Raw genomic sequence first — 26,282 nt, 5'->3', positions numbered from 1 at the left:
GTGTTGGATTAGCTGATGAACAAACTAGTCGTGAGTCTGCTGTTGACCATGGGTGTCGCAGGTGCGGCCATTGCTGCGGAACCTATCAAAGGCGATGCCGCCGCCGGCCAGGCCAAGACGGCCGTCTGTGGTGCCTGCCACAACCCCGACGGCAATAGCCTGGCACCGAACTTCCCGAAATTGGCAGGCCAGGGCCAGCGTTACCTCGAAAAACAACTGCACGATATCAAGTCCGGCAAGCGCACCGTGCTGGAGATGACCGGCATGCTGGCTGCCTTCAGTGACCAGGACCTGGCCGATATCGCGGCGTACTTCGCCAGCCAAAAAGGTAGCGTCGGGGCGGCCGACCCCAAGCTCGTCGAACGCGGCCGCGCCTTGTTCAATGGCGGCGACCTGGAAAAAGGCATGCCCGCCTGTACCGGCTGCCACTCACCGAACGGCGCAGGTATCGCCTTGGCGGGCTTCCCGCACCTGGGCGGGCAGCACTCGCAGTACGTGACCAAGCAACTGACCGAGTTCCGTGAAGGCGTGCGTACCAACGATGGCGATGCCATGACCATGCGTACCATCGCGGGCAAGCTGAGCAACCACGATATCGAAGCGTTGGCCAGCTACATCCAGGGCCTGCACTGAGGTAAATGGCGAGTTCTTCGCGGGCAAACCCGCGAAGAAGCTGGCGTATTAACATTCGGTTAATGTTGTAAGCCAAAGATGAAAGGGCGGCCGGACCGCCCTTTTTTACGTCCGCAGCCGTTACACTACAGAACTCGGGCCTGGCCCGGCCTGTCTCAACACAGGTCGCGTCGAGGCGACCCATGAATGCTCAGGAGTAAAGCATGCGTAAACTGATTCTCAGCGCTGCGCTGGTCGCCGCCAGCGTATTCGGTATGACCGCCGTACAGGCCGCCGAGCCTGTTGCCGGCAAGGAATATCTCGAGCTGAGCAACCCTGTTCCGGTTTCCGTGCCTGGCAAGATCGAAGTGGTCGAGTTGTTCTGGTACGGCTGCCCTCACTGCTACCACTTCGAGCCGGTAATCAACCCGTGGGCTGAAAAACTGCCGAAAGACGTCAACTTCAAGCGCGTACCGGCCATGTTCGGTGGCGCGTGGGACGCTCACGGCCAGATGTTCCTGACCCTCGAAGCCATGGGCGTCGAGCACAAGGTGCATGCCGCAGTGTTCGATGCCATCCAGAACCAGAAAAAGCGCCTGACCGAGCCTCAGGACATGGCCGACTTCCTCGCCACCCAAGGCGTGGACAAGGACAAATTCCTCGCCACCTTCAACTCCTTCGCCATCAAAGGACAGGTCAACCAGGCCAAGGAACTGGCGAATAAGTACGAAATCACCGGCGTCCCGAGCATGGTCGTCAACGGCAAGTACCGCTTCGACCTGGGCACTGCAGGCGGGCCAGAGGGCGTGCTGAATGTCGCCGACCAGCTGATCGCCAAGGAGCGCGCCGCTAAGTAAGCGGCGTACCTATGCCCCGCTTCCGAAGCACGCGTGGCATTGGCCTGCACCAGCCGCAGGTCAACGAACATCACCTGCAGGCGCCCGGCCTGCCAGAGGATGGGCGCCTGCGGCTGCTCAGTTTCAATATTCAGGTCGGCATCAGCACCGAGCGCTACCGGCATTACCTGACCCGCAGCTGGCAGCACCTGCTGCCGCACACCGGGCGTGCCAGCAACCTGCAAAAAATCGGCAAGCTGCTCAGTGACTTCGACCTGGTGGCCTTGCAGGAAGCCGATGGCGGCAGCCTGCGTTCGGGCTACATCAACCAGGTCGAACACCTGGCCCAACTGGGCGCCTTCCCTTACTGGTACCAGCAGCTCAACCGTAACCTCGGGCGCTTCGCCCAGCACAGCAACGGCGTGCTCAGCCGCCTCAAGCCGCAACACCTTGAGGACCACCCCCTGCCCGGCCCGGCCGGTCGCGGTGCCATTCTGGTGCGCTTCGGCGAGGGTGAAGATGCGCTGATCGTGGTGATGATGCACCTGGCGCTCGGCGCCAAAACCCGCGCCCTGCAGCTTGGCTACATTCGCGAGCTGATTGGCGGCTACCGCCATCAGGTGTTGATGGGTGACATGAACACCCATGCCACCGACCTGCTGGAGCATTCCCCCCTGCGCGACCTGGGCCTGGTCGCCCCGCAAGTCGAGGCCACCTTCCCCAGTTGGCGACCGCAGCGTTGCCTGGACCATATCCTGCTCAGCCCAAGCCTCACCCTTGAGCGCGTCGAGGTGTTGGCGCAGCCAATTTCCGATCACCTTCCCGTTGCCGTCGAGATTCGATTGCCTGATGCATTGACTGTGGATACGCTGCCGGTTTTGAGCTAATTGCCATCACCGTTTGCGGGCCCGGGCATGACTGACGACGCTGAACGCTGGAAAGAGAAATACCTTAAGAGCATCGAGCAGCAAGAGAAGCTTGAACGCCGTTGGGACGCGCGTCTCGACCTGCTGCGTCGTGGGCTGGTGCGCAGCACCCTGGCCGCCGAAGGCAGTGACAAGGTGGTGGACCAGTGCATGAAGGAAATGCGCGAGGTCATCCGCAGCGACAACATGGACGCAGGCCTTGCCGGGCTGATTCCGCGCCTGGAAAAAGCCGTGCTGGATTCCGAGCAACGCCGGGAAACCCGCATGAACCAGGTCAGCGATGCGCTGACGGCGCTGGTCACCCAGCTGCAAGGCTTGCCGCTGCCAAGCGACATCTCGCGGCCGCTGAAAAAACTGGCGAAAAAACTCGACGGCGGGGTTGCCCAGTCGCGTGAGCTGCCCCCGTTGCTGGGGGAGCTGAGCGGCCTGCAAGGTCGCGCGCTGGATGCGTTGGGCAAGCCTGAAGAAGAGCGGCCAGGCTTTTTGCAGCGCTTGTTTGGTGGTCGTGACAGCGAGCAGCCCGACGAAGCAGAGGTTGCACTGGCGGCGGCGCCTGTTGTGGCAATGGCTGAGGCCGTGGTGCCGCCCGTTGCCGCCCCCGTTCAGCGCGTTGCTGAAGACGCGCAGCCCGAGGATGTAGACGCACTGCTGCCCCTGGCACCCCCAGCACTGGCTGAGCCAGCCTTGGTAGCGGAGCTGGAAGGGCCGGCGCTGATCGAAACCGCAGACGTGCCGAGCGCGCCGCCACCCGAGCCTGTGCCGGATGAGGCGACAGCGCCAGAGCCAGCCCTCAGCCAACCCACGCCAGAGGCCGTACCGCCGCAGACGCTGGAAGAAACGTTCGGTGAAGATGGCCCCTATGCCCTGCCCTACGCGGTAGAGCCGCCCTACAGCCAAGTGGCCGCCCATATCGAGCAGACCCTGATCGGCCTGCTCGACGACCTCAGCCTGCCCGAGCGGCACAAGGCCCAGGCCCTGGAAATGCGCGAGCGGGTGGCGCGGGGGCTGAATTGGTACGAACTGATCCCGGTGCTCGACGACTTGGCGGTGCTGATGCTGGCGATCACCGACAGCGGCCAGCACGAATTCGAGACCTACCTGCAACAGCTCAACGAGCGCCTGGAAGGCTTCCAGAGCCACCTGCACGAAGCCAGTGCCGGGCATGCCGACAACAGCACCGCCGCCGAGGCGCTGGACACCCAGCTGCGCCAGCAGGTCGATGGGCTGCAGAGCAGTGTGAAGGGCGCCGCCGACGTGGACAGCCTCAAGCACATCCTGGAAAACCGGCTCGAGGGCTTGCTGGTGACCATGGACGAGCACAAGCATGAGCGTGATCGCCGCGAGCAGGAGCTTGCCGGTCGCCTGCAGGGCCTGTCCGAGCGCGTGGCGAACATGGAGCACGAGGCGCTTGGCTATCGCGAGCACCTTGAAGAGCAGCGGCAAAAGGCCTTGCTCGACCCGCTGACCGGCCTGCCCAATCGCGCGGCTTGGAGCGAGCACCTGGAACGCGAGATGCTCGACTGGCATGAAAACGGCGGCCACTTGGCCATGGCGATTCTCGACCTGGACCACTTCAAGCGCATCAACGACAACTATGGGCACCTGGCGGGTGACAAGGTGCTGAAGATCGTCGCCGACCAGCTGCGCAAGCGCCTGCGCGGGCGCGACTTCATCGCCCGCTTTGGCGGTGAGGAATTCGTCCTGCTGTTCCCGCAGACTTCACCCGCCGCGGCCGCACAGATGGCTGAGCTACTGCGTGCGACCATCGAAGCCTGCCCGTTCCATTTCAAAGGCGAGCGCGTGGTGATCACCGCCTCCATTGGCTTGGGTGCATTCCGCTCCGGCGAGCGCGGTGACCAGGTGCTCAAGCGCGCCGACACCGCGCTGTACCGTGCCAAGGACTTGGGGCGCAACCGTGTCGAGCAGGGGTAAGGGGCGGCGCTGACTCACGGCGAGCACAGGCCATTCAGAGCACGTTATACTGTAGCGCTTACACGCTGAGGCCGCCGACGTGCTTTCCACCGTTAAAAAAACACTGCTCACCTGCTTGCTGATTGCTGTTGCGGGTTGCTCGACGGGCCTGCGCATTGACCGCAGCCACCCGTCGGCCAACCAGGACGAGCGTATCCAGTTTGTCGTCCTGCACTACACCAATGCCTCGCTCGAGCGCTCATTGGCGCTACTGACCCATGGCGAGGTCAGCAGCCACTACCTGATTGGCGATGGCCCGGCCACGGTCTATCAGCTGGTGGATGAAAGCCGCCGCGCCTGGCACGCCGGTGACAGCCAATGGCAACGGCGCACCTGGTTGAATTCGACCTCGATCGGGATCGAAATCGTCAACCCAGGGTTCACCGATACGCCGAATGGCCGAGTCTGGCACCCCTACAGCGAAGCCCAGGTTCAGGCCTTGATCGCGCTGCTCAAGGACATCGTCAAACGCAACAACATCGACCCCCGGCATATCGTTGGCCACAGCGATATCGCGCCGTTGCGCAAGCTCGACCCAGGCCCGTTGTTCCCGTGGAAGCGCCTGGCCGACGCGGGTATCGGTATCTGGCCCGAGCCTAACGCAGTGGCTCGGCAACAAGCCTTCTTCAGCGTCAACCCGCCGAGCGTGAACTGGTACCAGCAGGAGTTGGCGCGGTTTGGTTATGCCATCGCGCAAACTGGCGAACTGGACGTTGCCACCCGGCATGTGATCGCGGCGTTCCAGATGCGCTTCCGCCCACAACGCTTCGATGGCATGCCCGATGCCCAGACGGCCGCCATGCTGCAAGTGCTCAACCGCATGCGTTGATGCAGGGGGAATGGGCTGCGCAGCAGCCCTTGACCCGTTAATCGCCCAACGGCGAGGATGATTCTCGATTCAGTTGCTATACCTTGGTAATCAACTGGATGCCCTTGATGTCAGCCCTCATCGCCACGCTGCGCCAAATTTTTTACCGTCCCTGGATGCTGGCCTCACTGGCAGCACTGGCCAGCGCCGCACTGTTGCTCACCGCCAGCATCGGTATTGCCCTGCAGCAGATGAAACAAAGCGAGAGTGAACAGATGAATGCGCAGGGCGAGCGCTTTCTCGATCGCCTTGAGCAGGTATTCGGCCAGCTTCGTGAAGGGGTCGACACCCTGCAGGCACAGCCCTTGCGCGGCTGCAGCCCAGAGATGCTGGCGGCATTGCAGCAGGTGGGCCTGAGTTCGCGCTTCATTTATGAGGCCGCGTACGTCGATGCCCATGTCGCCTGCTCCAACCGGGGGGATGAACGAGCCTTCGAGCCACTGCGTGCGCCCGACATCAAGGGGCCGACCTACAGCTACTGGTTGAACACCACGATCGAGCCCGACGAAAACCTGGCGGCCCTGATGCTGGGGCGTGGCAATTTCGTGGTGTCCACGTCGCGCGGGCACCTGACCGATGTTGTCGACCTGCCGCCCGGTGGCAGCCTGGTGGTGGTGCTGGACAACGGTACCCGGGCCATCCCGGTACTAGGCCCGCCGCAGGTGTGGCCACCACCCTCAGCCTGGTCGGCCAGCCACAAGTCGCTGCTCGAATTGAGCGACCGCCTCATCTATCGCATGCCGACCAAATCGCCGGATTACCAACTGGTGCTGATTGCGCCACGCGCCAGCCTACCCCTGCGCATGAACGGCATGCTCTGGCTGCTGTTCCCTGGCAGCGTGCTGGCCGCCTGCTGCATTGGCTGGCTGGTGTTGCAGCTGATTCTGCAGCGCCGCTCGATGAGCTCGGAGCTGCAGAACGCACTGCGCCGGGGCGAACTGCAGGTGCTTTACCAGCCGATCATCGAACTCGACACACGGCGTTGTGTCGGTGCCGAGGCCCTGGTGCGCTGGCGCCGTCCGGACGGCACCTTGACCAGCCCGGACCTGTTCATTCCGTTGGCCGAAAATACCGGGCAGATCCGCCAGATCACTGACTTTGTCTTGCAGCGGGTGCTTGAGCAGTTGGGCCAGTTGCTGCGGTCGCACCGCAACCTGTACATCTCGGTAAACCTTGCGGCGTGTGATGTGATGGTCCCGCGCATTGGCCGGGTGGCGGCGCGGCTGCTGGCCTTGCACCGGGTGGCGGCCAGCCAGATCGCCTTCGAGGTGACCGAACGCGGCCTGATCGACGTGGTGGTAGCGCGCGACAACCTGCAGGCCCTGCGTGCGGTAGGCCACCAAGTATTGATCGACGATTTTGGCACGGGTTATTGCAGCCTCGCCTACCTGCAGACGCTGCCCGTGGACTGCCTGAAGATCGACAAGGCCTTCATTGATGCCTTGGGGCACGATGCCGCCAGCAGTGGTGTGGCCCCGCACATCATCCGCATGGCCCACGACCTGCACCTGCGGGTGATTGCCGAAGGCATCGAATGCGAAGACCAGGCGGTGTTGCTCAACAGTGAAGGGGTCAATTACGGCCAGGGCTGGTTATTCGCCCGGCCGTTGAACGCCCGCCAGTTTGCCGAGCTGGTGACCCGCGGGTGGCGGGCGGTGCCGGCGCGGCGGGGTACCGATGAGTCTTGAGGGCAAACCCTGTCGTCAGACCGGCAATGCCATGTAGAACTGAGTGCCCTGCCCCGGCCGGGAAAACACGCCCATTCTGCCGCCGTGCAGTTGCACGATTTCTTTGCACAACGCCAGGCCAAGCCCCGCGCCACCTTTTTTGCGCCCGACCTGCACAAAGGGCTCGAAGATGCGCCCTTGCTGCCCATAGGCGATACCCTCACCATTGTCTTCGACACTGATGATCACCCGCTCCGCATGCCGCCTGGCGTGAAGCCGTATACGGCCACCGCTGGGGGTATGGCGGACGGCGTTGTGCAGCAGGTTGTCCAGCACCCGGTCGAGCTGGGCGATGTCGGCTTGAATACGTGGCAGCGGCAGTTCCAGCTCCTTGATCAACTCGATCTGTTTGTGCGCGGCCTGCTCGTTAAAACGCAGCTGCGCGCGCTCCAGCAGTTCATCGATGGCACAGGGGGCGAGGTCGAGCTTCTGCAGGCCGCTCTGGTAGCGGGAGAAATTGAGCAGGTCGTTGATCAGTTGGGTCAGCCGCTGCATTTCCTCGCCGATGGTCTCGAGCAGGTCGTACTCGCGCGCCTCGGGCGGGAACTTCACCCGCTCACGCAGCAGGCCGAACGCCATGTGCATGCCCGTGACCGGGGTGCGCAGCTCGTGCGAGGCACGCAGCACGAACTCGCTGCGTACGCGCTCGAAGGCCCGTTGCTCGGTGACATCGTGCAGCACCATCACCGCACCCAGGATCGGCCCCTGGGGGTGGCTGACCGGTGTCAGGCTGTAGGTCAGAAGGCGGGTTTCTTCATCGACGTCGATGTTCAGGTCGTCGGGTGGGCGATCTAGGCTGCCACCGCGCAGCACCTGGCGTAGCTGTTGCTCCAGCTCCGGGCGTTGCAAGGCTTCGGCCAGGGTGTTGCCCAGGCGGCTGTCGCTCCAGCCCAGCTGGCGCTGCGCCACAGGGTTGAGGTGTTCCAGGCGGCCTTGGCGGTCAATGATCAGCAGGCCATCGTCGATGCTGTCTAGCACCGCTTGCAGGCGTTGCTGGCCGGCCAGCAGTTCATCGACGTTGGTTGCCTGGTGCTTACGCAGGGCGTCGGCCATGAGCCCGAAACGGCGGGTCAGCTGGTTCAGCTCGATGGCCTGAGTGACTGGCAGCGTCACATCGAAGTCGCCCTTGCCGAGTTGATCGGCCGCCTTGGCCAAGGCCTCGATCGGTTGGCCGAAGCGTCGCGCGATGTTGTGCGCCGTGATGAAACCCAGCACCAGGATCACCAAGCCCATCAGGCCAAGGACGCCGCTGACCATCAAGGCGCGATCGCGGGTATGTTCCTCGCTGCGGGTAATGTGATCCAGCGCTTGCTTGTGGGCGTCGATGAGGTCGGTGCGCACTTGGTTGAAGGCAGCCCCCAGGGGCTGGTCCATACCCATGCTGCGCGCCGGTGCAGGGCTGTCGCGGTAGGCCTCGAGGAAGGTCTGGTAGTTGCTGCTGGCCTTGCTGAAGCCGGTGCGTTCGCCGCCTTGTTCAAGCCCTTGGTTGAGCAGGGACTGGAAGTTGTCTTGCAGCACTTGCAGGCTTTGCGGCGCGGTGTCCTCGTCGAGGATCAGGGTCAGCTGTTCGCCGAGGTTCTGCCGCAATTTAAGCCCCACTTCCAAGGCGTGGGTGGTGTCACGCACGAGCTGCTGTTGCACCGAGGCCATCTGCAGCACGCTCACCAGGCCCAGCATCAGGCCGAGCAAGGCCACCGTGACCAGCGCCGAAATGCTGAGGAAAAGCCGCGTGCGCAGCTTCATCTGCCACTTCATAGGTTGTACTGCTTACGTTTGCGATACAGGGTCGAGGCATCGATGCCCAGGGTTTTGGCGGCCTGGTCAAGGGTATCGCTGGCAGCCAGCACCGCGCCGATGTGGGCGCGCTCCAGTTCATCCAGGCTCAACGCCGCGCCAACCCGTGGTGCGTTGCCGGCCGGTTGTTCGCCCATGCCCAGGTGGCTGATTTCGACGCGCTCCTGCGGGCAGATGATGCTGGCGCGTTCGACCACGTTGCGCAGTTCACGGATGTTGCCAGGCCAGCGGTAGTTGAGCAGGGCTGCACGGGCTTCGTCGCTGAAGCCGCGGGCGGGCCGGGAGTATTCCTTGACGAAGCGGGCCAGAAAACGGTCGGCCAGGGTCAGGATGTCTTCGCTGCGCTCGCGCAGGGGCGGCAGGTGCAAGGTGATCACGTTCAGGCGGTACAGCAGGTCTTCGCGGAAGCGGCTTTCGCGCACCATCTCCTCGAGGTTGAGGTTGGTGGCAGCCAGAATGCGCACATCGGCGCGTCGGGTGACCGGGTCACCCACGCGCTCGTACTCCTTGTCCTGGATAAAGCGCAGCAGCTTAGGCTGCAAGGTCAGTGGGAAATCACCGATTTCATCCAGGAACAACGTGCCTCCGTCGGCCTGGCTGACCCGGCCAAGGGTGCTCTCGCTGGCACCGGTGAAGGCGCCGCGGGTATGGCCGAACAGCTCGCTTTCCATGAGCTCGGCATTCAGCGAGGGGCAGTTGATGGTGACGCAGGCTTTGCGCGCACGCTTGCTCCAGCCATGAATGGCGCGGGCCAGCTCGCCCTTACCGGTGCCGGACTCGCCCAGGATGAGGATGTTGGCATCGGTGGTTGCAACCTGGCGCGCCGTTTCCAGCACCACCATCATGGCCGGGCTGTGCGAGTCGAGGCCGTCCTTGGGTTTGCGCACCTCGCCTTCAAGGGCTTCGAGGCGTGCCGACAGTTGGCGCACTTCCAGCTGTTTGGCGGTGGCCAGGCGCAGCTGGTCTGGGCTGCAGGGCTTGACCAAGTAATCGGCCGCCCCTGCCTGGATGGCATCCACCGCGGTGTCGATCGCCGAATGCGCGGTCACGATCACCACCCGCATCCAGGGGGCCTGGATGCGCATCTGCGCCAGCACGTCGAGGCCGTTGTCCTCGCCCAGGCGCAGGTCGAGGAAGCACAGGTCGAACACCTGGCGTTGCAGCAAGGTTTCGGCTTGGGCGGCACTGTTGGCGGTGGCCACGCTATAGCCTTCGTCTTCGAGGCAGTAGCGGAAGGTGCGCAGGATCGCGGACTCGTCATCCACCAGCAGAATGCGGCCTTGGTTGTCCTGGGCTGATTCCATTTCCTGCGCTCCTTAGGATAGATCTTCAATTAGTGTGGGAAAAATCGGGCAAGTTGCATGGTCAATTCTGAAGGATTCTGTCCTTTGCATGCTAGCCAATGGCCAAAGTAAGCCCGAAAACCGCGATATCTCGATGATTTGCTTAGAGCTACGCGCTGGCACATTGGTTGCGACTATTTTCTGTTTTTGCCAACAAAGGAGGCACACCCATGCCCTTTTCCCCACGACTGGCCGTGTTGGCGGCCACCTTGCTGCCGGTATTGACCCCGGCATTCGCTGACCCTGTGCAGGACGCCCGCCTGGAGGGCTCGCTGCAAACCGCGTTATCGCTCAACCGCATGCTCAACCCGTTTCGCATCGATGTCGAGGTGGACGGCCAGCAGGCGCGGCTGACCGGTGAGGTCGAGAACGATGTCGAGCGCCAGTTGGCCGAGCATGTCGCCCTGGCTACCCGCGGTATCGAAAAGGTCGACAACCAGTTGAAGGTCAATGCCCAGCTGGTGGAGCGCCCGCTGGAACTGCGGGCTTATGCACAGCGGCTGGAAGATGCAACGTTGGCTGCCGTGATCCGGGCACGGCTGCTGTGGAGCCGCACGACCGAGAAAGCGCCTATCGAGGTGCAAAGCAGCGATGGCGTGGTGACGCTTCGCGGCAGGGTCGACAGCGCAGAGGCCAAGGAGCTGGCCGGGGTGGTGGCGCGAACCACCGACGGCGTGCACCTGGTCAACAACCTGGTCAGCCTGGACACCGCCGCCATGGCCAAGGCTCGCGAGAACCCGGTGGGTGCCCCGACCGGGCCGCAACCCAGCGATAGCTGGATCGTCGACAAGATCCAGAACAGCTTCCGTTTCAGCCGCAACCTCGATGGCCTGAACCTTAAGGTGGCCAGCCAAGAGGGCCTGGTGCGGCTGTCGGGAGAGGTGGTCAGCAGCGAGCAGAAAACCATCGCCGTGGAGATCGCCCGGCAGATCATCGGCGTGCGTGGTGTGGACGCCGACCTGCTCAAGGTCGCGACCAAGGTCGAGGGCTGATCGTGCAATTCGCACGACGCCAAGGACGGCATCGTGCAGGATACGTCCTTCGGTGCCATGGGTGATTATCTTAAGTATTTGATTTTAAAGGAATTTTATTGAATTCAAAGGCTGGCATGCAGGCTGCAATTACCTGTTCAGGTTTGAACAACAATTACAGCAGGAGGAGCCGGCATGAACCGCCAATCCGTCAACCGCTCGCAGAACGCCGCACTGCCTTTGCGCCAGTTCCTGTTTCTCGGCATGGCGCTGCTGATGACTTTGGCCGCCGGCCTCTTCTACTACAGCTGGCAGACCGCGCGTCTGGCGGATCAAGTGGCGGCGCAGACCGCGCTGTTGACGCAGATTCAGGCAACCCGTGCCAGCACCCTGGTGAGGGCGGCTGACCCGCTGCCTTCGCCTAAGGCCAATGCATCGCCGGCCACCGTAGAAACTGTCGTACCCCAGGATCGCTGGGTGTTCTGAGCCTGTCCTGGACGCCTAGGGCCGGATTGATTTCAAAAAAGAAAGGAGAACCACCATGCTGAGTTGGGCTATCACTTTCCTCATCATCGCCATTGTCGCCGCCGTACTGGGCTTCGGTGGTATCGCTGGCGCCGCCACGGGTATCGCGAAGATCCTGTTCATCGTCTTCCTGGTCCTGTTCGTAGCCTCCTTCTTCTTTGGACGTGGTCGAGGTTGACGATGAGCAGGAAGCTTTGCACTGCCCTGGCTGCCGCCTTGTTGCTGGGCGGCAGTGCAGGGGCGATGGCGGCCAATGACGGCCAGGTCCGGGTCGACCAGTTGCTCGGCTCGGACCCTGAATACCGGGAAGCCTGGGAGGACACGATCAAGGGCGAGGAACGGCTGCCCGATTGGGTAGTCAACCTCACCGGCAGTGCCCAGGAGCAGATGTCGGCAGTCACCGAGGACGGCGACCAGTACCTGGTCGGCCCCCTGTGCGAAACGGCGGACAACTGCACCTACAAACGCCTGATCGTGGCGTTCAGTTGGGACAAGGACGATGCCTACGGGATGCTCGTGGAGGTACCCGAAGGCTTGCCGAGCGACAAGTCGCCTACCCGTCACGCGCAGTACCGCTGGCTTGGCAAGCCGGATGACGGCATGAAGGCGATGTTGCGCGAGCAACTCAAGCGTGACCCGAAATGGTACTGAGCGTTTAGCCAGCGCTGATGAACGGTAACGCACTGTCACGTAATAGAAGCTGAACCTTTTTATAGTTCAGGCTTCTATGATGCGCCGCCCCGAGGAGGGGCAGCACATGACCATGGGGCCGGGCTGTTCTGATTGTTGCAAGATCGGAGTGGCCTAGGGGTACAGGGAGTGCCTCCAGTATTGGGCCGGGTCAGGAAAGGCGGAATCGGAAGCCTCAGGTCGGGGGTGTCATCGGGGACACCGCACCGACCTGACTTCCGAGGAGCCATCAGCCATTTCATCAATGCCATCGTCCAATGGCCCCTCTTGCGTGTTTTTCGCTTCGGGACACATTTTGTCTCGACCGTACATCACATTTTTTTTCCGTTCGGTGCCGCTGCCGCAAGTGTCATTTCGGCCATTCGGATTGTCGAACAAGCCATTCATCCCCCTCCCTATGCACTGCCATATCGGCCCAAAAATGGCGCTTTGGTCTTGTTCGGGTTTCCGAACGTTATAAATCAAGCACTTGCGACATGCCATTTTCAGCGCAAACCGTTATGCAGTATCGGCATGGGGTATGCGTTTCCGGCATTAGATTTCCCCCTTCCCCATCGCAATAGTTGCCGCCTTTTCGCTGGCCCGAGCGCCCTGTCGCTCGCTCGCGGTGTCCTTACATGAGGTCGCCGGACGGAAGCTTTTTCGCTCACCGTGACGTTGCCAACGGCTCTGTTACGCGCGTTTTCGTTCGACGCCCATGACCACTAGAACAAAGGGTAAAGACATGAAGAAGGCAAAACTGAGCCTCGCCTGGCAGATCGTTATCGGTCTGGTCCTGGGCGTTGCAATCGGCGCGCTACTGAATCATTTCAGTGCGGAAAAGGCATGGTGGATCAGTAACGTCCTCCAGCCCGCTGGTGACATCTTCATTCGCCTGATCAAGATGATCGTCGTCCCGATCGTGATTTCGTCGCTGATCGTGGGCATCGCCGGAGTTGGCGACGCGAAGAAACTGGGCAGCATCGGCCTCAAGACCATCATCTACTTCGAAGTGGTGACCACCATCGCCATCGTCGTCGGTCTGGTGTTGGCCAACCTGTTCCACCCGGGCGCCGGCATCGACATGAGCACCCTGGGTACCGTGGACATCTCCAAGTACCAGGCCACCGCGGCCGAAGTGCAGCATGAGCACGCGTTCATCGAAACCCTGCTGAACCTGATCCCGTCGAACATCTTCGCAGCGCTGATGCGTGGCGAAATGCTGCCGATCATCTTCTTCTCGGTAATGTTCGGCCTGGGCCTGTCGAGCCTGCAGGCAGAACTGCGCGACCCGCTGGTGCGTACCTTCCAGGCTGTGTCGGAGACCATGTTCAAGGTCACCCACATGATCATGAACTACGCCCCGATCGGCGTATTCGCCCTGATCGCCGTCACCGTCGCCAACTTCGGCTTCAGCTCGCTGCTGCCGCTGGCCAAGCTGGTGTTGCTGGTGTACTTCGCCATCGCCTTCTTCGCCTTCATGGTGCTGGGCCTGGTGGCGCGCGTGTTCGGCTTCTCGGTGATCAAGATCATGCGCATCATGAAAGATGAGCTGATCCTGGCCTACTCCACCTCCAGCTCCGAAACCGTGCTGCCACGGGTGATCGAGAAGATGGAGAAGTACGGTGCGCCGAAGTCGATCTGCTCGTTCGTGGTACCGACTGGCTACTCGTTCAACCTCGATGGTTCGACCCTGTACCAGAGCATCGCGGCAATCTTCATTGCCCAGCTGTACGGCATTGACCTGTCGTGGAGCCAGCAGCTGCTGCTGGTCCTGACCCTGATGGTCACCTCCAAAGGCATTGCCGGTGTACCGGGCGTATCCTTCGTGGTACTGCTGGCGACCCTGGGCAGCGTGGGCATCCCGCTGGAAGGCCTGGCCTTCATTGCCGGTGTCGACCGCATCATGGACATGGCCCGTACCGCACTGAACGTGGTCGGCAATGCCCTGGCCGCGCTGGTTATCGCACGCTGGGAAGGCATGTACGACGCTGCCAAGGGCGAGCAGTACTACGCCTCGCTGATGGCCGACAAGCAGGAAGCTGCAGTGGTTGGCCAGACCGCCAAACGTTGAAGCTAACGCGTTGAAAAAAAAGCCCCGACTTGTCGGGGCTTTTGGCTATCTGTTGTAAAGCACACCGGCCTGTAGGAGCAGCCTTGTGCTGCGAAGAGGCCGGGGCAGGCGCTGAGAACAGAACAGTTGTCACCGGCCTCTTCGCAGCACAAGGCTGCTCCTACAGTTGTTTAGGGCCAGGAACGCCTGTGCCGGCGCGCGCCACCCCCTTGTTGGTCCGACGCGATATCAAGGTGGGCACCAAGGGGCCGCGCGCCCATGCCCCAGGAATAATTGGCCCGAAACAGATGTGGGAGCAGCCTTGTGCTGCGAAGCGCCGCGCGGGCGGCGCTCGATCTCATAGGCGCTGCATAGCCCAAGGCATACGCTCTCAATGATTTTTTTCGAACTTTCTCCAAAGCGTGTCTCTCGAACCGCTCGTTATCACTGTTTTCACGTCATGGAGACTTCACGCATGTCCGCTCGTCACCTGTTGCGTCACACTTGCCTGCTCGCCTTGATCGCTTCGCCTTTAACCGCAACCGCCGCGCCCAGTACCGACCCGCTGTTCACCCTCGGCCTGCTGGGTGCCTATAACGACTTCAAATTCGAAGGCGGCAGCGAAACCGACAAGGAACACTTGGGGCAGGGCGGTGTATTCGCCACCTTCGGCAACAAGATGACCGCAGAGTCCGGCTTCATCTACCAGATCGGTGCCGAGGCCAAGTACGGCAAGAAGAATGACAACAAACTCAAGGAAGCCCAGGCCGATCTCGACCTCGGTTGGCGTGCTGCACTGGATGCGCGCAATTTTGTCGATGTGACCGTGGGCGGCGGCTACAGCTGGTCGCGCTTCGAGCCCGAAATCAACGACCTGGACACCAAACTCACGGTCAAGTCGCCCTTCGCCAAGGCGGCCTTGGGTTACAACCACCAGTTCGATGCGTCGACCCTGCGCGTGGAGGTGGGCGCGCGTCATACCCTCGATGGCCGTGCGCGCCTGAAGGTCGATGATTTCGGCAGTGACACCGTGGACCTTAAAGACCGCACCAACCCCTATGCCGAGGTCAGCCTGCTGATGAACCAGCAGGGCGGCATGCCGGTACAGGCGGGGGTCTACTACACCCGCACCGAGTACAAGCTGGATGGCGACTCGCCCGTGGCGGACAACACCAAACTCAAGCGTGATGAGTTTGGCTTCAAAGTCGGCTTGGCGTTCTAAGCAGCGATTTGCCAAGACCGCGGTTTGTGTAGGAGCAGCCTTGCGCTGCGAAGGGGCCAGTGCAGGCGATGACCAGCATGATGCATGCGCTGCCTCTTCGCAGCGCAAGGCTGCTCCTACCGTCGGCTAACGCCCCCGTCGGCGCGACACGCGGGCCTCGATGTTCTTGCGCCCGATCAACAGTGGCGGTTTTTCCACCACTGGCTCATCCGCCAGCCACTTGTACATCACCAGGCAATCCACCAAGCCCAGCCGGGCATGCCGGAAAGCCTTGGGTAGGCGGCCGACCGTTTCGAAACCGAGTTTGTGCCACAGCGCCACGGCCACGTCGTTGCTGGCCACGACCGAATTGAACTGCAGCGCCAGAAACCCCTCCTGGCGCGCCAGCTTCTGCGAATGCTCGCACATCATCCGGGCCACGCCACGGCCACGCGCGGCCTCGCAGACCATGTAACCGCAGTTGCCTACGTGGGCCCCGGGGCCGGCAGCATTGGCTTTGAGGTAGTAGGAACCCAACAGCTCACCGTCATCCTCTGCTACCCAGGTGCGAAGGGGCATCTCCAGCCACAACTGGCGGGCCTGGTCGAAGTTCAGGGCAGGGTCGAAGGCGTAGGTTTCACGGGCCTGGACAATGGCCTGGAAGGTGGGCCAGAAACGCTTGAAGTCCTCAGGCGTCATGGGGCGGATGTGGATCATGGTGGTTCCTGCAATGGCTGGACCGCCAAGTCTGGGTGGCGCGGCGCCGTCGCGCAAGGGCGGCGACGCCACGCGGGGTCAGCCGTTGGCCTTGCCCACTGCGTCCATGGCGCGTGCCGAGTACACCAATGCGGCGCCGGCGTTCATCGCCACCGCTACGCCAAGGGCTTCGGCAATCTCTTCGCGGCTGGCGCCGTGTTTCACTGCCTGCTGCGAATGCACGGCGATGCAGCCGTCACACCGGGTGGTCACGGCCACCGCGAGGGAGATCAGTTCGCGGGTCTTGGCGTCCAGGTGGTTGGTCTTGGCGCCCGCACCGCTGGCGGTCATGTAGCCGGCCACGGTGTCGGGAGACAACTGCTTGAGATCGCCGATGCCGGCCATCAACTGCTTACGGTAGGCGTCCCAGTCCATCATGCTCATCGTCTTCACCTTGGGGTGGTTGCGAGTGGAGCTTTCAGGCTAGTCGAAAAAGGCGAGGGCATCTGCTGCCTGTACCGACGGCACAGGCAGCGCTGAATCAGATGTAGATGAACACCAGCACCAGTGCAGCCACCACCGCCCATTTTTCCAGGTAGTAGCGCATGCGATTGCGCTTTTTCAGCGCCTTGCCGCGTTCGCGGATCTTGTAGATGCGGGTGAATAGCCGGTTGATGCCACCCGTCTTGTCGTTGGCATCGTTGGGCGCGGCGGCGGCTGCCATCACGTTGCGGCTGAACCAGCGGTTGAACGCCGTTGCCCAGCGGTACTTGAGCGGGCGCTCGACATCGCAGAACAGGATGATGCGGTTGTGGTCGGTGGTGTTGGCCGCGTAATGGATGTAGGTTTCGTCGAAGATCACGCCCTCACCGTCGCGCCACGAGTACTTCTCGCCGTCCACGTCGATGTAGCAACCGTCATCGTTCGGCGTGTCCAGGCCCAGGTGGTAGCGGTAGGAGCCGGCATACGGGTCGCGGTGGCGCACCAGCTTGGCGCCCGGTGGCAGGGTGGCGAACATCGCAGCCTTGACCGTGCCGATGCCTTGCAGCAGTTCGGTGGTGCGTGGGCACAGGGTCATGGCCGAAGGGTGGCTTTCGCCGTACCACTTCAGGTAGAAGCGCTTCCAACCGGTCTTGAAGAATGAGTTGAAACCGACGTCATCGTAATTCTCGGATTTCTTGATTTCACCGACGTGGAGCAACTGCTGGGCCTCGGCACGGATTTCCTGCCAGTGGTCCTGCAGCGGTTGCAGTTCGGGGAAGGCTTCGACCGGCAAGTAGGGCTTGGCCGGGTGCTTGGAAAACAGGTAGAGGAAACTGTTGACCGGGGCCAGGAAGCTGGAGTGGTCGCCCAGCTGGCGAGTCAGCTTGTGGCGAACGCGACCGCGCAGGTGAACATAGGCGATCGACAGAACAAAGAGGAGTACGAGTGCAATTTTCATGGACGTTTACTTGTCGAAAAATGGCCATGCGCCATGGCATAAGCTGGCCAGCATAAACAATCACGGGAGCAGTTTGTACTTATTGTTACGTGACTACCGCGCGACTTAGGTGTAATGGCCTAGCGCTTGCGCAAACGTTTCATGTCAAGGAGATCACATGGTTCAGGACGTTCGCCCCAGTGGCGTCCCTTTCAAACGGCTGTTTTTCGCCTTGCCGGTCAGCGATGCCCAGCGCCGTGCTCTGGCCCAGTGGCGGCGCGGTTTGAACCTGCGCACTGGCAAGCCGGTACCCGCCGACAACTTCCATGTGACGCTGCTGTTTCTCGGTGATGTAGACACCGCCTTGCTGCCCTCGATCTGCGCTGCGGTCGATGCGCTCAAGCGCCCGGCGGCGGCGCCGCGGCTGTTGCTCGACCGTTTGCAGGTGTGGCCGCGCGCCAGTGCACTGGTGCTTGAGCCGCAGCAAACGCCGCCGGCCTTGCTGCAACTGGTGTATGGCCTGCAGCAGGCGCTGCTGCCATTGGGGGTAGAGGCGGCGAGCCGTGAATACCGCCCGCACCTGACCTTGTCCAGGGACTACCGCGGCCAGCCGCCGGAGGCCGCCACGGCGCCGGAGTTCTTCCTGGCCGCGCGGCACTTCGCCCTGTATGAATCGCGCAAGGGTGTGTACTGGCCGCTTGCGCAATGGCCGTTGACCGAGTGATGCGTGCTGCGTTTTAAAACTCAGGCGTGTACTTGACCGTCAACATGAAGTTGCGGGGTTCGCCGTAGTTGTTGCTGCCATTGAGCTGGTTGAAGCCGGCAACCCAGTACTTCTTGTCGAACAGGTTGTTGGCGTTGACTGCAAGGTTCACTTCCGGCGTCAGCTGATAGGCCAGGCGCCCGCTCCACACGGTGTAGCCAGGCACGGTGTAGGTGCGTTCGTAGCCCAAGGTGTGGCTTTGGCTGGTGAAGCCCAGGCCGGTGCTCCAGCGTTGGCCGTCCAGTGGCAGGGTGTAGTCGGCCCAGGCGCGCAACATGTGCTTGGGCGTCCACTGGCTGAACACGCGGCCTTCTTCGTCCGGGTCGTCGAGGAACTTGGTGGTGTTGTAGGTGTAGCCAGCAAACAGCTGCAGGCCGCTGAGCACTTCGCCGCTGATCTCGGCCTCGATGCCCTGGCTACGCACCTTGCCCGCCGCAGTGGAGCAGTACCAGTCATCACAGGCAAAGCCCGAAGCCACGTCGGTCACCGCGCGGTTTTCCTGGTCGTAGCGGAACACCGCCAGCGAGGCGTTGACCCGGCCGTCCAGCAATTCGCCCTTAAGGCCCGTTTCGTAGTTGCTGCCGATCACAGGCTTGAGTGGCACGTTGTTGACGGCCCGCTCGGTCTGCGGCACGAACACGTCGGTGTAGCTGGCGTACCAGGCCCATTCGCGGGTCAGGTCGTAGACGAAGCCGGCATACGGGGTGACTTCGCCCGACTCGGTCATGCGGCTGGTGGGGGTGCGGCTGCCGGGGTCGGTGCGGCTGTTGAAGTCGATCGAGTCCCAGCTGTAGTCGAACCAGCTGACCCGCGAGCCGAGGATCAGGGTCAGGTCATCGGTCGGCTTGACCCGCCACACGCCGTACAGGCCTTTTTGGCGGATGTCATAGCTGGCCTTGTTGGAGCGCGCGAGCTTGCCGTCGAACACACTGTCACGGCTAGGCTCGGGGCGGTTGTGGTCGATGTCGAAGAGGGTGTCGCCAGACGCGGCGAAGTTGCGCCAATAGGCGTCGTCCGACGTCAGCTTGGAGTAGTTGCCGCCGACGGTGATTTCATGGGCCAGCGGCCCGGTGTTGAAGTGGCCCACCACGTTCATGTCCAGGCCCAGCTTGGTGTTGTGGAAGTCGGTGAGCCAGTCGGCATAGGTGATGCCGCTGCCGTCCGGCGCCACGCCCTGGCCGGTGGACTGCACGCGCTGGTGCGTGGAAGTGTTGACTTCGTCCATGCGCACGGCGGCGGCCTTGAACGCCCAGTCGTCGTTGAAGCGGTGTTCGAGGTCCGCGTAGTAGGTGGTCACGTCGGTTTCGGCACGGTTCCAACGGGCGCCGGTGAAGGTCGAGCGCGGCAGGTCGACCGGCTTGCCGTCGGTGTAGCGGGGGATGCCACGCAGCATTGGCCGCGACTGCTGGCGGTTGTAGCTGATGCCGGCACCTACGGTGGTGGCGTCGTTCAGGTCAATGTCCAGCGCGCCATACAGGGAGTGGGACTTGCTCCATTGGTAGTCGATGAAGCTGTCGCTCTGGTCCTCGTCGGCCACCATCCGGCCGCGCACGCGGCCGTCGGCGGTCAGCGGGCCGCCAGCGTCCAGTTGCAGGCCGTAGTGGTCCCAGGAGCCAGCCTTGCCGGTGACGGTGACGGTCGGGGTGGCCTGGCCGCGTTTGCGCACCAGGTTGATCGCGCCGCCGGGGCTGCCGGTGCCTTGCAACAAGCCCGAGGCGCCGCGCAGGACCTCGATGCGGTCGAAGAACACCAGGTCCTGGGTCGCCCAGTTGCCCAGCGAATAGTTATTACGTGGGATAGGCACGCCGTCGTACTGCCAGTCATCGATCTGGAACCCGCGCGATGTCACCACCACGCCTGGGCCAATGCCTTGCGCGCCGACGATCCCAGTGGTGTGGTTGAGCGCCTCCTGCAGGTCGGTGATGCCTTGGTCATCCAGCTGTTTACGGGTAATCACCGTTACCGACTGAGGGATTTCCTTGAGGGTGTGCGTGCCTTTGCCAAGGGTCACCGCGCGGGCGGCGTACGAGCCGCTGCCTTCGCTGGTGGCATCCAGGTAATTGTCGGTGATGCTGGTGCTGCCAAGCTCCAGCACGTCGCTCTCTGGGGTTGCCGGGGCGACGCTGAAGTGGCCGCTGCTGGTCAGCCGCAATTGCAGGCCGCTGCCGACCAGCGCGGTTTGCATGGCTTGCTCGGCACTCATCTGGCCGACGATTGCCGGCGCCTGCTTGCCGCGTACCAGCTGGGGTTCGAGCGCGATGATGTAGCCGCTCTGGCTGGCAATCCGGTTAAGGGTGGTGGCCAGGCTGGCAGGCGGCAGGTCGAACGCCAGGGTCTGCACCTGGGCATGGGCATTGAGGCTGCTCAGGGCAACGACGAGGGGCAAGGCGCGGGGCCAGAGGTTGAGCACAGAATTCTCCCGAATGAAGTGACTTGTCAGGAGATAGGTGGGACGAGAAACGAAAACCGGACACGCCCGCGAATGATTTTCACAAATATTTTCATTAGCCTTGGCTGGGGCCGATCAACGTTACCCAGGGGCCGAACGGTTCGACCTTGATCGGCAGGGCTTCCGCCAGGGCAGCCAGCGCCTCCTGCGGCTGGTCGAGCGGGAACACGCCTTGCACGTGCATCCCGCGCACCGCCGGGGCCAGCCGTATGTAGCCGCGCTGGTAGGGGCGCAGGGCATCGATGACCGCGTGCAGGGGTTCGTCGAGCACTTCCAGGCGCCCATACAGCCAGGCGCTGCGTTGCTGCTGCTCGCCGCCCAGTTGCTGGATGCCATCGCTGCGCAGCAGGGCTGCCTGCCCCTGTTGCACGTCTTGCCAGCGGCCATCGCGCAGGCTGGCGCGCACGCTGTGCTCCAGTACCACGACGCGGGTAGCGGCTTGCTCTTGGCTTACCAGAAAGCGGGTGCCCAGCGCCTGCACTTGTCCTTGGGGCGTGCGCACGCGCAGGGGCCGCTGAGGGTCGGCCGCAACCTGAATCACCATTTCGCCACGGCGCAGTATCAGCAGGCGTTGGCTGGCATCGAACTGCAGGTCGACGGCACTGGCGCTGTTGAGGCTCAGGCGGCTGCCGTCTGCCAGGGTAAAACTGCGCCGCTCGCCGCTGGCGGTGTGCAGGTCGGCCAGCCAGTTTTGCGCGCTGTCGCTGCGCCAACCGCTCCACAAGGCGCCTGCGACGACCCCCATGCCTGCCAGCGCGCCCAGCACTTCGCGGCGAGAGTGGGTGGGCGTGAGCAGCAGTTGGCGGGCTTCGGCGGCTTGCCCTGGGGCACGTTGGTCCAGCGCGTGCAGCGCCGCAAACGGGCTGCCCAGGCGTTGTTGCAAGCGGTCCCAGGCGCGTTGGTGTGCGGGGTCCTGGCGCAGCCAGTGCGCCAGGCGTTGCAGCAGCGCCTGGTCAGGCGTGCCGGCCTTGAGTGCGACCATCCAGTCGATGGCTTGCTCGCTGATCGGGTCTAGGCGTGTTGCGCTCATGCGTGCACCTCGCACAGGTAGCACTGGCGCAGGGCCTGCTTCATGTGGCGGCTGACGGTGCGTTCGCTGATCTGCAAGCGGGCGGCGATGTCGACGTAGCTCATGCCGTCGAGCTGGCTGTAGAGGAAGGCGGCCTTGACCATGGCGGGCAAGCCGTCCAGCACCTTGTCGATGGTCACCAGTGCCTCGAGCAGCAGCAGTTGCTCTTCGGCAGAAGGGGCGATGGGTTCAGGCAGCAGTGCCAGGCGCTCTAGGTACGCCTGCTCGAGTTGGCGACGGCGGTACCGATCGAAGATCAGCCGACGGGCGATGGTCGAGAGGTAGGCACGCGGTTGCTCGATGCTGTCCGGATCGACGCGTGCGCCCAGCATCTGGCAGAACGCCTCGGCTGCCGTGTCCTCGGCATCGGCGCGATTACGCAGGCGTTTGAAGACATGTTGGAGCAGCCAGCGGTGATGGTCGCTGAAGAAGAAGCCCAGCTTGCGGGTCGATGTGCTGTCCAACGCCTGGTATCCAGTTGTGAGTGTGAATCGTTCTCAATATTAGCTGGGTCGGTTGGTGGGTAGCAATGGGGTGTGTGAGATGTTGGGTGTGTATGGCTGGGGTTTGATGGTGTGGCGGAAACCGAGCGCCGCCCGCGCGGCGCTTCGCAGCACAAGGCTGCTCCTACATCTGTTTCGGGCCAATTATTCCTGGGGCATGGGCGCGCGGCCCCTTGGTGCCCACCTTGATATCGAGTCGGACCAACAAGGCGGTCGCGCGCGCAGGCACAGGCTTTACTGGCCCGAAACAGATGTGGGAGCAGCCTTGTGCTGCGAAGCGCCGCGCGGGCGGCGCTCGATTTCAGCCACACCACAGCCCCCCAGCCATCCACCTGTAAACCTCACGCACGCCCCAGATCCAACCATCAAACCGGCAAACTCTGGTACGCCACCTCATCCCCCGGGCTACGATCAAACTGGCGTTTGTACTCACGGCTGAACTGCGACGTGCTCTGGTAACCCACCCGGTGCGCCGTCTGCGCCACCCCCAAGCCCTCGCCGATCAGCATCTGCTGCGCCTTGAGCAGCCGCAGGCGCTTGAGGTACTGCATCGGTGCCATGTCGGTGCAGCGTTTGAAATGCTCATGGAAGGTCGACACGCTCATGTTGGCGCGTGCCGCCAGCGCCTCGACGCTCAACGGCTCGGTGTAGTGTTCACGCAAGTGGGCGAGGGCGGCACCGATGCGCGCGAAATGCCCCTGCTGTTCGACCAACGCCCGCAACACGCCGGCTTGCGGGCCGCGTAGCGCGGTATAGAGCACTTCGCGCACCCGGGCCGGGCCGAGCACCTTGGCATCCAGCGGGTCTTGCAGGCAGCTCAGCAGCCGTTCGACACTTTCGCGCATGGGCGCATCCAGCGCTGCAGACGTCATGGATTGCGGGGTCTGGGCCTGGACGGCGGCATCCGGTGCCAGGTCCATGCTTTGTACCAGTTCACCCAGCACGCTGCGGTCAATGTCCACTGCCACGCCCAACAGCGGCGCCTCGCGGGTGGCGAAGGTTTCGCACATGAACGGCACCGACAACGCCTGGACCAAGTAGTGGCCCGCACCGTACTCCAGGGTGCGCGGCCCCAGCCGCGCGAGTTTGCTGCCCTGGGCCAGGATCATCAGGCTTGGCTCGTAGATTTGCGGGCTGCTGGCGACATAGTGGTCCCAGCTCAGCACCTGCACCTGGGGCAGGTGAGTGGGCACGAAACCCGGGCGCGTGGCGAGGCGGCGGATCAGCGCGCAGAGGGGGGCGTTGGCGTCGACATGGCGGGTGAGCTGCATGGTGAACCTGGGCAGAGAATCAGACAGTTGCATCATCGCAGATTGAAGGTCTAGCGTCAGATGCTTGCGGGTAACTCCGGAGAATCAGGCATGCATGCCGGAGAATCTGCGGTGGGCGAGGGGAGGCAGGGCGCGCAAAATGCGCCGCCTGAATCGTTTCACTTCTCTGCGAGGTCCCGCATGTACACCGCCATCGGTTATGCCGCCCAAACCCCGACCAGCCCTCTGGCTCCCATGACCTTCGAACGCCGCAGCCCGCGCCCGGACGATGTTGCCATCGAGATTCTCTACTGCGGCGTGTGCCACTCCGACATCCACCAGGCGCGCAACGAATGGGGCATCGCCGTGTACCCGTTGATGCCGGGCCACGAGATCATCGGCCGGGTCACCGCGGTGGGCGACAAGGTGTCTGCGCACAAAGTCGGCGACCTGGTAGGCGTCGGTTGCATGGTTGATTCCTGCCGCCACTGTGAGGCGTGCGCCAAGGACCTGGAGCAATACTGCGTGGAAGGCCCGACCATGACCTACGCCACCCCTGACCGGGTCGATGGCAGCAACACCATGGGTGGCTATTCCAGCAGCATCGTCGTCAGCGAGCACTTTGTGGTGCGTATCCCTGCCGGCATGGACCTGCCCAGCGCCGCGCCGATATTGTGCGCCGGTATCACCACCTATTCGCCGCTCAAGCACCACGGCGTTGGCCCTGGCCACAAGGTAGGCATCCTGGGCATGGGCGGCCTCGGCCACATGGGTATCAAACTGGCCAAGGCGCTGGGCGCGGAAGTGACCTTGTTCACCCGTTCGCCAGCCAAGGCCGAGGAAGCGCGCCGCCAGGGTGCCGACCATGTGATCGTGTCCACCGATGACGAGCAGATGCGCGCCGCGGCAGGTCGCTTCGACTTCCTGCTCGACACCATTCCGGTGCAGCACGACCTCAATCCGTACCTGGAAACCCTCACCTTCGATGGTGTGCATATTCTGGTCGGCCTGATCGAACCGATTGAACCGGCGCTGCACGCGGCCAACTTGGTGCTCAAGCGTCGGGTACTGGCCGGCTCGCTGATCGGCGGCATCGCCGAGACTCAGGAAGTGCTGGATTTCTGTGCGGAGCACGACATCCGTTGCGATATCGAGATGCTCGATATTCGTAATATCAACCAGGCTTACGAGCGGATGATTGCTGGGGATGTGAAGTACCGCTTTGTGATCGACATGGCCACGCTTCAGGGCTGATCGAGTAGTCGTCTGTACTGGCCTCTTCGCGGTCCGACTTGCCCGCGAAGAAGCCAGTGCAGATCTACCAGACCAGCGCCTTGTCCCACCCCTTCCAGAACAACCAGCGCCGCACTTCACCATGCTCGCCGGTACCGATCTGCCACTCAGGCCGTCCACTGCCCAGCGCAATCACCGAGATGAACCCGGCATGGCTCGCCGCAACCAGCGTGCGTCCATCGGTGCTGATGTCCATGGCGCTGATGGTCGACCCCAGGAAGTGCTGCCAATGTTCCGTGCCCTCTTCGCCAAAGGCCCGCAGGTAGCCGTAGGCATCGCCGACGATGTACTCGCCATCGCCTGCGACCCCGGCATACACCCGCGCTCCGTCTTGCAGCAGTGGGGTGCGTGGGTCTTCGCTGTAATAGTCGGTGTCCAGGCCCGCAAGGTCTGCCACGCGTACCCCCAGTGTGCCGCCGTTGTAGAAGTGGCAGGCATTGACGATCAACTGGTCGCCGCTGCGGTTGAACAGGGCGAAGTGCGGGTATTCGCCGCCGGGGCCGATCTGCGCCACTTCCTCCAACTGGTCATTCAGCACCAGGTGGCGGCTGCATTGTTCACCCACCACGATCAGGCGCCCGTCCGGCGACACTGCACCGTGCTCCATGGCCAGGCCCAGGGCAATATCGTCCGGGTCGGTGCCTTCGGCCAGTTCCTCGAGTATCTGCGACTGGCGTGGCAGCAGCCGGGTGGCACCTTCGGCGGCCAGCAGGTAAATACCCTCGGCGCTCACCAGCAGCACCCGCTGGCCATCGGCGAAGGGCACCAGGCTGGTGGGTGTGGGTGGCAGGTCGAGCGGCTCGAACGGGTAACCCGCTGGCAGGCCTTCGAGCCCGCTAGGCCAGGCCAGGCGAGCGACCTGCGGGCCGCCCCAGCCATCGGTCACGCGCACGCCCTCGGCGTTGGCCAGGGCAAAGTAGCGGCGCTGCGGGCAGCGCCCGAAGTGCTCGATACCGATGACGGGCGTCACGCCTTGTTGATCGATGCGAACCACTTGGCCCTTTTCATAGGGCATGCCAATGCGCGCGAGCAGGCTGCCGTCGTCCAGCAGCAGGACGCTGCAGATGCCTTGCCCATGCGCATCGAGCAGCGGCACCAGCGGCAGGTGGGCAGGCGGCCAGGCGGCGCGGAAGGCTTGGCGTTGCTGTTCGTCCACACCCGGCAGGTTGATCGCTTCCAAGGCGGCCTGCCAGGCGTCGAGCAGGTGCTCGGTGGCCGCAGGCTGTGGTTCTTCGAGGTTGTCCCAGCCCTGTGCGCAGCCTTGCGCGACGTAGCGGTTGATGGCCTGGGCGTAGGTGGTGACCGCCTGCTGCCACTGCTGCTGGGGTTGTTGCTTGTCCATG

Annotated in this window: 24 protein-coding genes; 14 read left to right on the top strand and 10 right to left on the bottom strand. The window is 63.0% G+C overall.

All coding sequences use genetic code 11. From position 1 onward, the window contains the following. The first annotated feature begins 15 nt into the window (after positions 1-15). The 6 genes from OO306_RS01270 (at position 16) to OO306_RS01245 (ending at position 6,901) form a co-directional block, all read left to right on the top strand. On the top strand, positions 16-633 hold the full coding sequence (locus OO306_RS01270) for a cytochrome c (RefSeq protein WP_099452557.1): 618 nt from the start codon (positions 16-18) through the stop codon (positions 631-633). Between the two features lie 203 nt (positions 634-836). Further along, positions 837-1,469, top strand: a complete 633-nt coding sequence (dsbA, locus tag OO306_RS01265) for a thiol:disulfide interchange protein DsbA (RefSeq protein WP_265967451.1) — start codon at positions 837-839, stop codon at positions 1,467-1,469. An 11-nt stretch (positions 1,470-1,480) separates the two neighbouring features. Then, on the top strand, positions 1,481-2,335 hold the full coding sequence (locus OO306_RS01260) for an endonuclease/exonuclease/phosphatase family protein (RefSeq protein ID WP_027591971.1): 855 nt from the start codon (positions 1,481-1,483) through the stop codon (positions 2,333-2,335). A gap of 27 nt (positions 2,336-2,362) precedes the next feature. Further along, on the top strand, positions 2,363-4,306 hold the full coding sequence (locus OO306_RS01255) for a GGDEF domain-containing protein (RefSeq protein ID WP_265967450.1): 1,944 nt from the start codon (positions 2,363-2,365) through the stop codon (positions 4,304-4,306). A gap of 79 nt (positions 4,307-4,385) precedes the next feature. Continuing rightward, entirely contained in the window at positions 4,386-5,174 is a 789-nt protein-coding gene (locus OO306_RS01250) for an N-acetylmuramoyl-L-alanine amidase (RefSeq protein ID WP_265967449.1), read from the top strand. A 107-nt stretch (positions 5,175-5,281) separates the two neighbouring features. Beyond that, positions 5,282-6,901 (top strand): EAL domain-containing protein, encoded by a 1,620-nt coding sequence (locus tag OO306_RS01245; RefSeq protein ID WP_099428015.1) that lies wholly within the window; start codon positions 5,282-5,284, stop codon positions 6,899-6,901. Between the two features lie 15 nt (positions 6,902-6,916). Here OO306_RS01245 and OO306_RS01240 read toward each other — a convergent pair whose 3' ends face one another. Next, positions 6,917-8,695, bottom strand: a complete 1,779-nt coding sequence (locus tag OO306_RS01240) for a KinB sensor domain-containing domain (protein ID WP_099428016.1) — start codon at positions 8,693-8,695, stop codon at positions 6,917-6,919. After that, the gene (gene algB / locus OO306_RS01235; RefSeq protein WP_027591966.1) at positions 8,692-10,038 is read right to left on the bottom strand and encodes a sigma-54-dependent response regulator transcription factor AlgB; all 1,347 of its coding nucleotides are present in this window, start codon (positions 10,036-10,038) and stop codon (positions 8,692-8,694) included. Before algB ends, OO306_RS01240 begins: the two co-directional genes overlap by 4 nt. Positions 10,039-10,247: 209 nt before the next feature. Here algB and OO306_RS01230 point away from each other — a divergent pair, with 209 nt between their 5' ends. The 6 genes from OO306_RS01230 to OO306_RS01205 all read left to right on the top strand — a co-directional run bounded on the left by OO306_RS01230 (position 10,248) and on the right by OO306_RS01205 (position 15,517). Next, positions 10,248-11,069 carry a BON domain-containing protein gene (locus tag OO306_RS01230; RefSeq protein WP_027591965.1) on the top strand — a complete coding sequence of 274 codons (822 nt, stop codon included), beginning with the start codon at positions 10,248-10,250 and terminating at the stop codon, positions 11,067-11,069. A 174-nt stretch (positions 11,070-11,243) separates the two neighbouring features. Further along, positions 11,244-11,534 (top strand): hypothetical protein, encoded by a 291-nt coding sequence (locus tag OO306_RS01225; RefSeq protein ID WP_085272104.1) that lies wholly within the window; start codon positions 11,244-11,246, stop codon positions 11,532-11,534. 55 nt (positions 11,535-11,589) lie between these two features. After that, positions 11,590-11,751 carry a DUF1328 domain-containing protein gene (locus OO306_RS01220; protein WP_003252966.1) on the top strand — a complete coding sequence of 54 codons (162 nt, stop codon included), beginning with the start codon at positions 11,590-11,592 and terminating at the stop codon, positions 11,749-11,751. Positions 11,752-11,753: 2 nt separating this feature from the next. Next, positions 11,754-12,224 (top strand): inhibitor of vertebrate lysozyme family protein, encoded by a 471-nt coding sequence (locus OO306_RS01215; RefSeq protein ID WP_027591963.1) that lies wholly within the window; start codon positions 11,754-11,756, stop codon positions 12,222-12,224. Between the two features lie 763 nt (positions 12,225-12,987). Further along, positions 12,988-14,316 carry a glutamate/aspartate:proton symporter GltP gene (gltP, locus tag OO306_RS01210; protein ID WP_027591962.1) on the top strand — a complete coding sequence of 443 codons (1,329 nt, stop codon included), beginning with the start codon at positions 12,988-12,990 and terminating at the stop codon, positions 14,314-14,316. 454 nt (positions 14,317-14,770) lie between these two features. Then, on the top strand, positions 14,771-15,517 hold the full coding sequence (locus OO306_RS01205) for an outer membrane beta-barrel protein (RefSeq protein WP_265967448.1): 747 nt from the start codon (positions 14,771-14,773) through the stop codon (positions 15,515-15,517). A gap of 126 nt (positions 15,518-15,643) precedes the next feature. Here OO306_RS01205 and OO306_RS01200 read toward each other — a convergent pair whose 3' ends face one another. The 3 genes from OO306_RS01200 to lpxO all read right to left on the bottom strand — a co-directional run bounded on the left by OO306_RS01200 (position 15,644) and on the right by lpxO (position 17,633). Continuing rightward, a complete protein-coding gene (locus OO306_RS01200) occupies positions 15,644-16,213 on the bottom strand; it encodes a GNAT family N-acetyltransferase (protein ID WP_265967447.1) in 570 nt (189 codons plus the stop codon). A 78-nt stretch (positions 16,214-16,291) separates the two neighbouring features. Further along, the gene (locus OO306_RS01195; protein ID WP_013973174.1) at positions 16,292-16,636 is read right to left on the bottom strand and encodes a carboxymuconolactone decarboxylase family protein; all 345 of its coding nucleotides are present in this window, start codon (positions 16,634-16,636) and stop codon (positions 16,292-16,294) included. A 97-nt stretch (positions 16,637-16,733) separates the two neighbouring features. Further along, positions 16,734-17,633, bottom strand: a complete 900-nt coding sequence (gene lpxO / locus OO306_RS01190; protein WP_027593830.1) for a lipid A hydroxylase LpxO — start codon at positions 17,631-17,633, stop codon at positions 16,734-16,736. A gap of 157 nt (positions 17,634-17,790) precedes the next feature. Here lpxO and thpR point away from each other — a divergent pair, with 157 nt between their 5' ends. Next, on the top strand, positions 17,791-18,336 hold the full coding sequence (thpR, locus tag OO306_RS01185) for an RNA 2',3'-cyclic phosphodiesterase (protein WP_265967446.1): 546 nt from the start codon (positions 17,791-17,793) through the stop codon (positions 18,334-18,336). 13 nt (positions 18,337-18,349) lie between these two features. Here thpR and OO306_RS01180 read toward each other — a convergent pair whose 3' ends face one another. The 4 genes from OO306_RS01180 to OO306_RS01165 all read right to left on the bottom strand — a co-directional run bounded on the left by OO306_RS01180 (position 18,350) and on the right by OO306_RS01165 (position 23,667). Next, positions 18,350-20,785 carry a TonB-dependent receptor gene (locus OO306_RS01180; RefSeq protein ID WP_265967445.1) on the bottom strand — a complete coding sequence of 812 codons (2,436 nt, stop codon included), beginning with the start codon at positions 20,783-20,785 and terminating at the stop codon, positions 18,350-18,352. 94 nt (positions 20,786-20,879) lie between these two features. Continuing rightward, entirely contained in the window at positions 20,880-21,854 is a 975-nt protein-coding gene (locus tag OO306_RS01175) for a FecR domain-containing protein (protein WP_265967444.1), read from the bottom strand. Next, on the bottom strand, positions 21,851-22,357 hold the full coding sequence (locus OO306_RS01170) for a sigma-70 family RNA polymerase sigma factor (RefSeq protein ID WP_265967443.1): 507 nt from the start codon (positions 22,355-22,357) through the stop codon (positions 21,851-21,853). The genes OO306_RS01175 and OO306_RS01170 overlap by 4 nt, the downstream gene beginning before the upstream one ends. Before the next feature lie 404 nt (positions 22,358-22,761). Continuing rightward, positions 22,762-23,667, bottom strand: coding sequence for an AraC family transcriptional regulator (locus OO306_RS01165; RefSeq protein WP_085273275.1), 906 nt, complete (start codon positions 23,665-23,667; stop codon positions 22,762-22,764). A 180-nt stretch (positions 23,668-23,847) separates the two neighbouring features. Between OO306_RS01165 and calA the strand changes: the two genes are divergently transcribed. After that, the gene (gene calA, locus OO306_RS01160; protein WP_186678760.1) at positions 23,848-24,900 is read left to right on the top strand and encodes a vanillin reductase; all 1,053 of its coding nucleotides are present in this window, start codon (positions 23,848-23,850) and stop codon (positions 24,898-24,900) included. Positions 24,901-24,964: 64 nt separating this feature from the next. Here the strand turns inward: calA and OO306_RS01155 are convergent, their stop codons facing one another. Further along, the gene (locus OO306_RS01155; RefSeq protein WP_265967442.1) at positions 24,965-26,281 is read right to left on the bottom strand and encodes a hypothetical protein; all 1,317 of its coding nucleotides are present in this window, start codon (positions 26,279-26,281) and stop codon (positions 24,965-24,967) included. Between the last annotated feature and the right edge of the window lies 1 nt (position 26,282).

The sequence above is a fragment of the Pseudomonas sp. DCB_AW genome (assembly GCF_026240895.1).
Taxonomy (GTDB): Bacteria; Pseudomonadota; Gammaproteobacteria; order Pseudomonadales; family Pseudomonadaceae; genus Aquipseudomonas; species Aquipseudomonas kermanshahensis.
The sequence above is the reverse complement of the archived record's forward strand: the minus strand, read 5'-3'. Positions and strand labels throughout refer to the sequence as shown.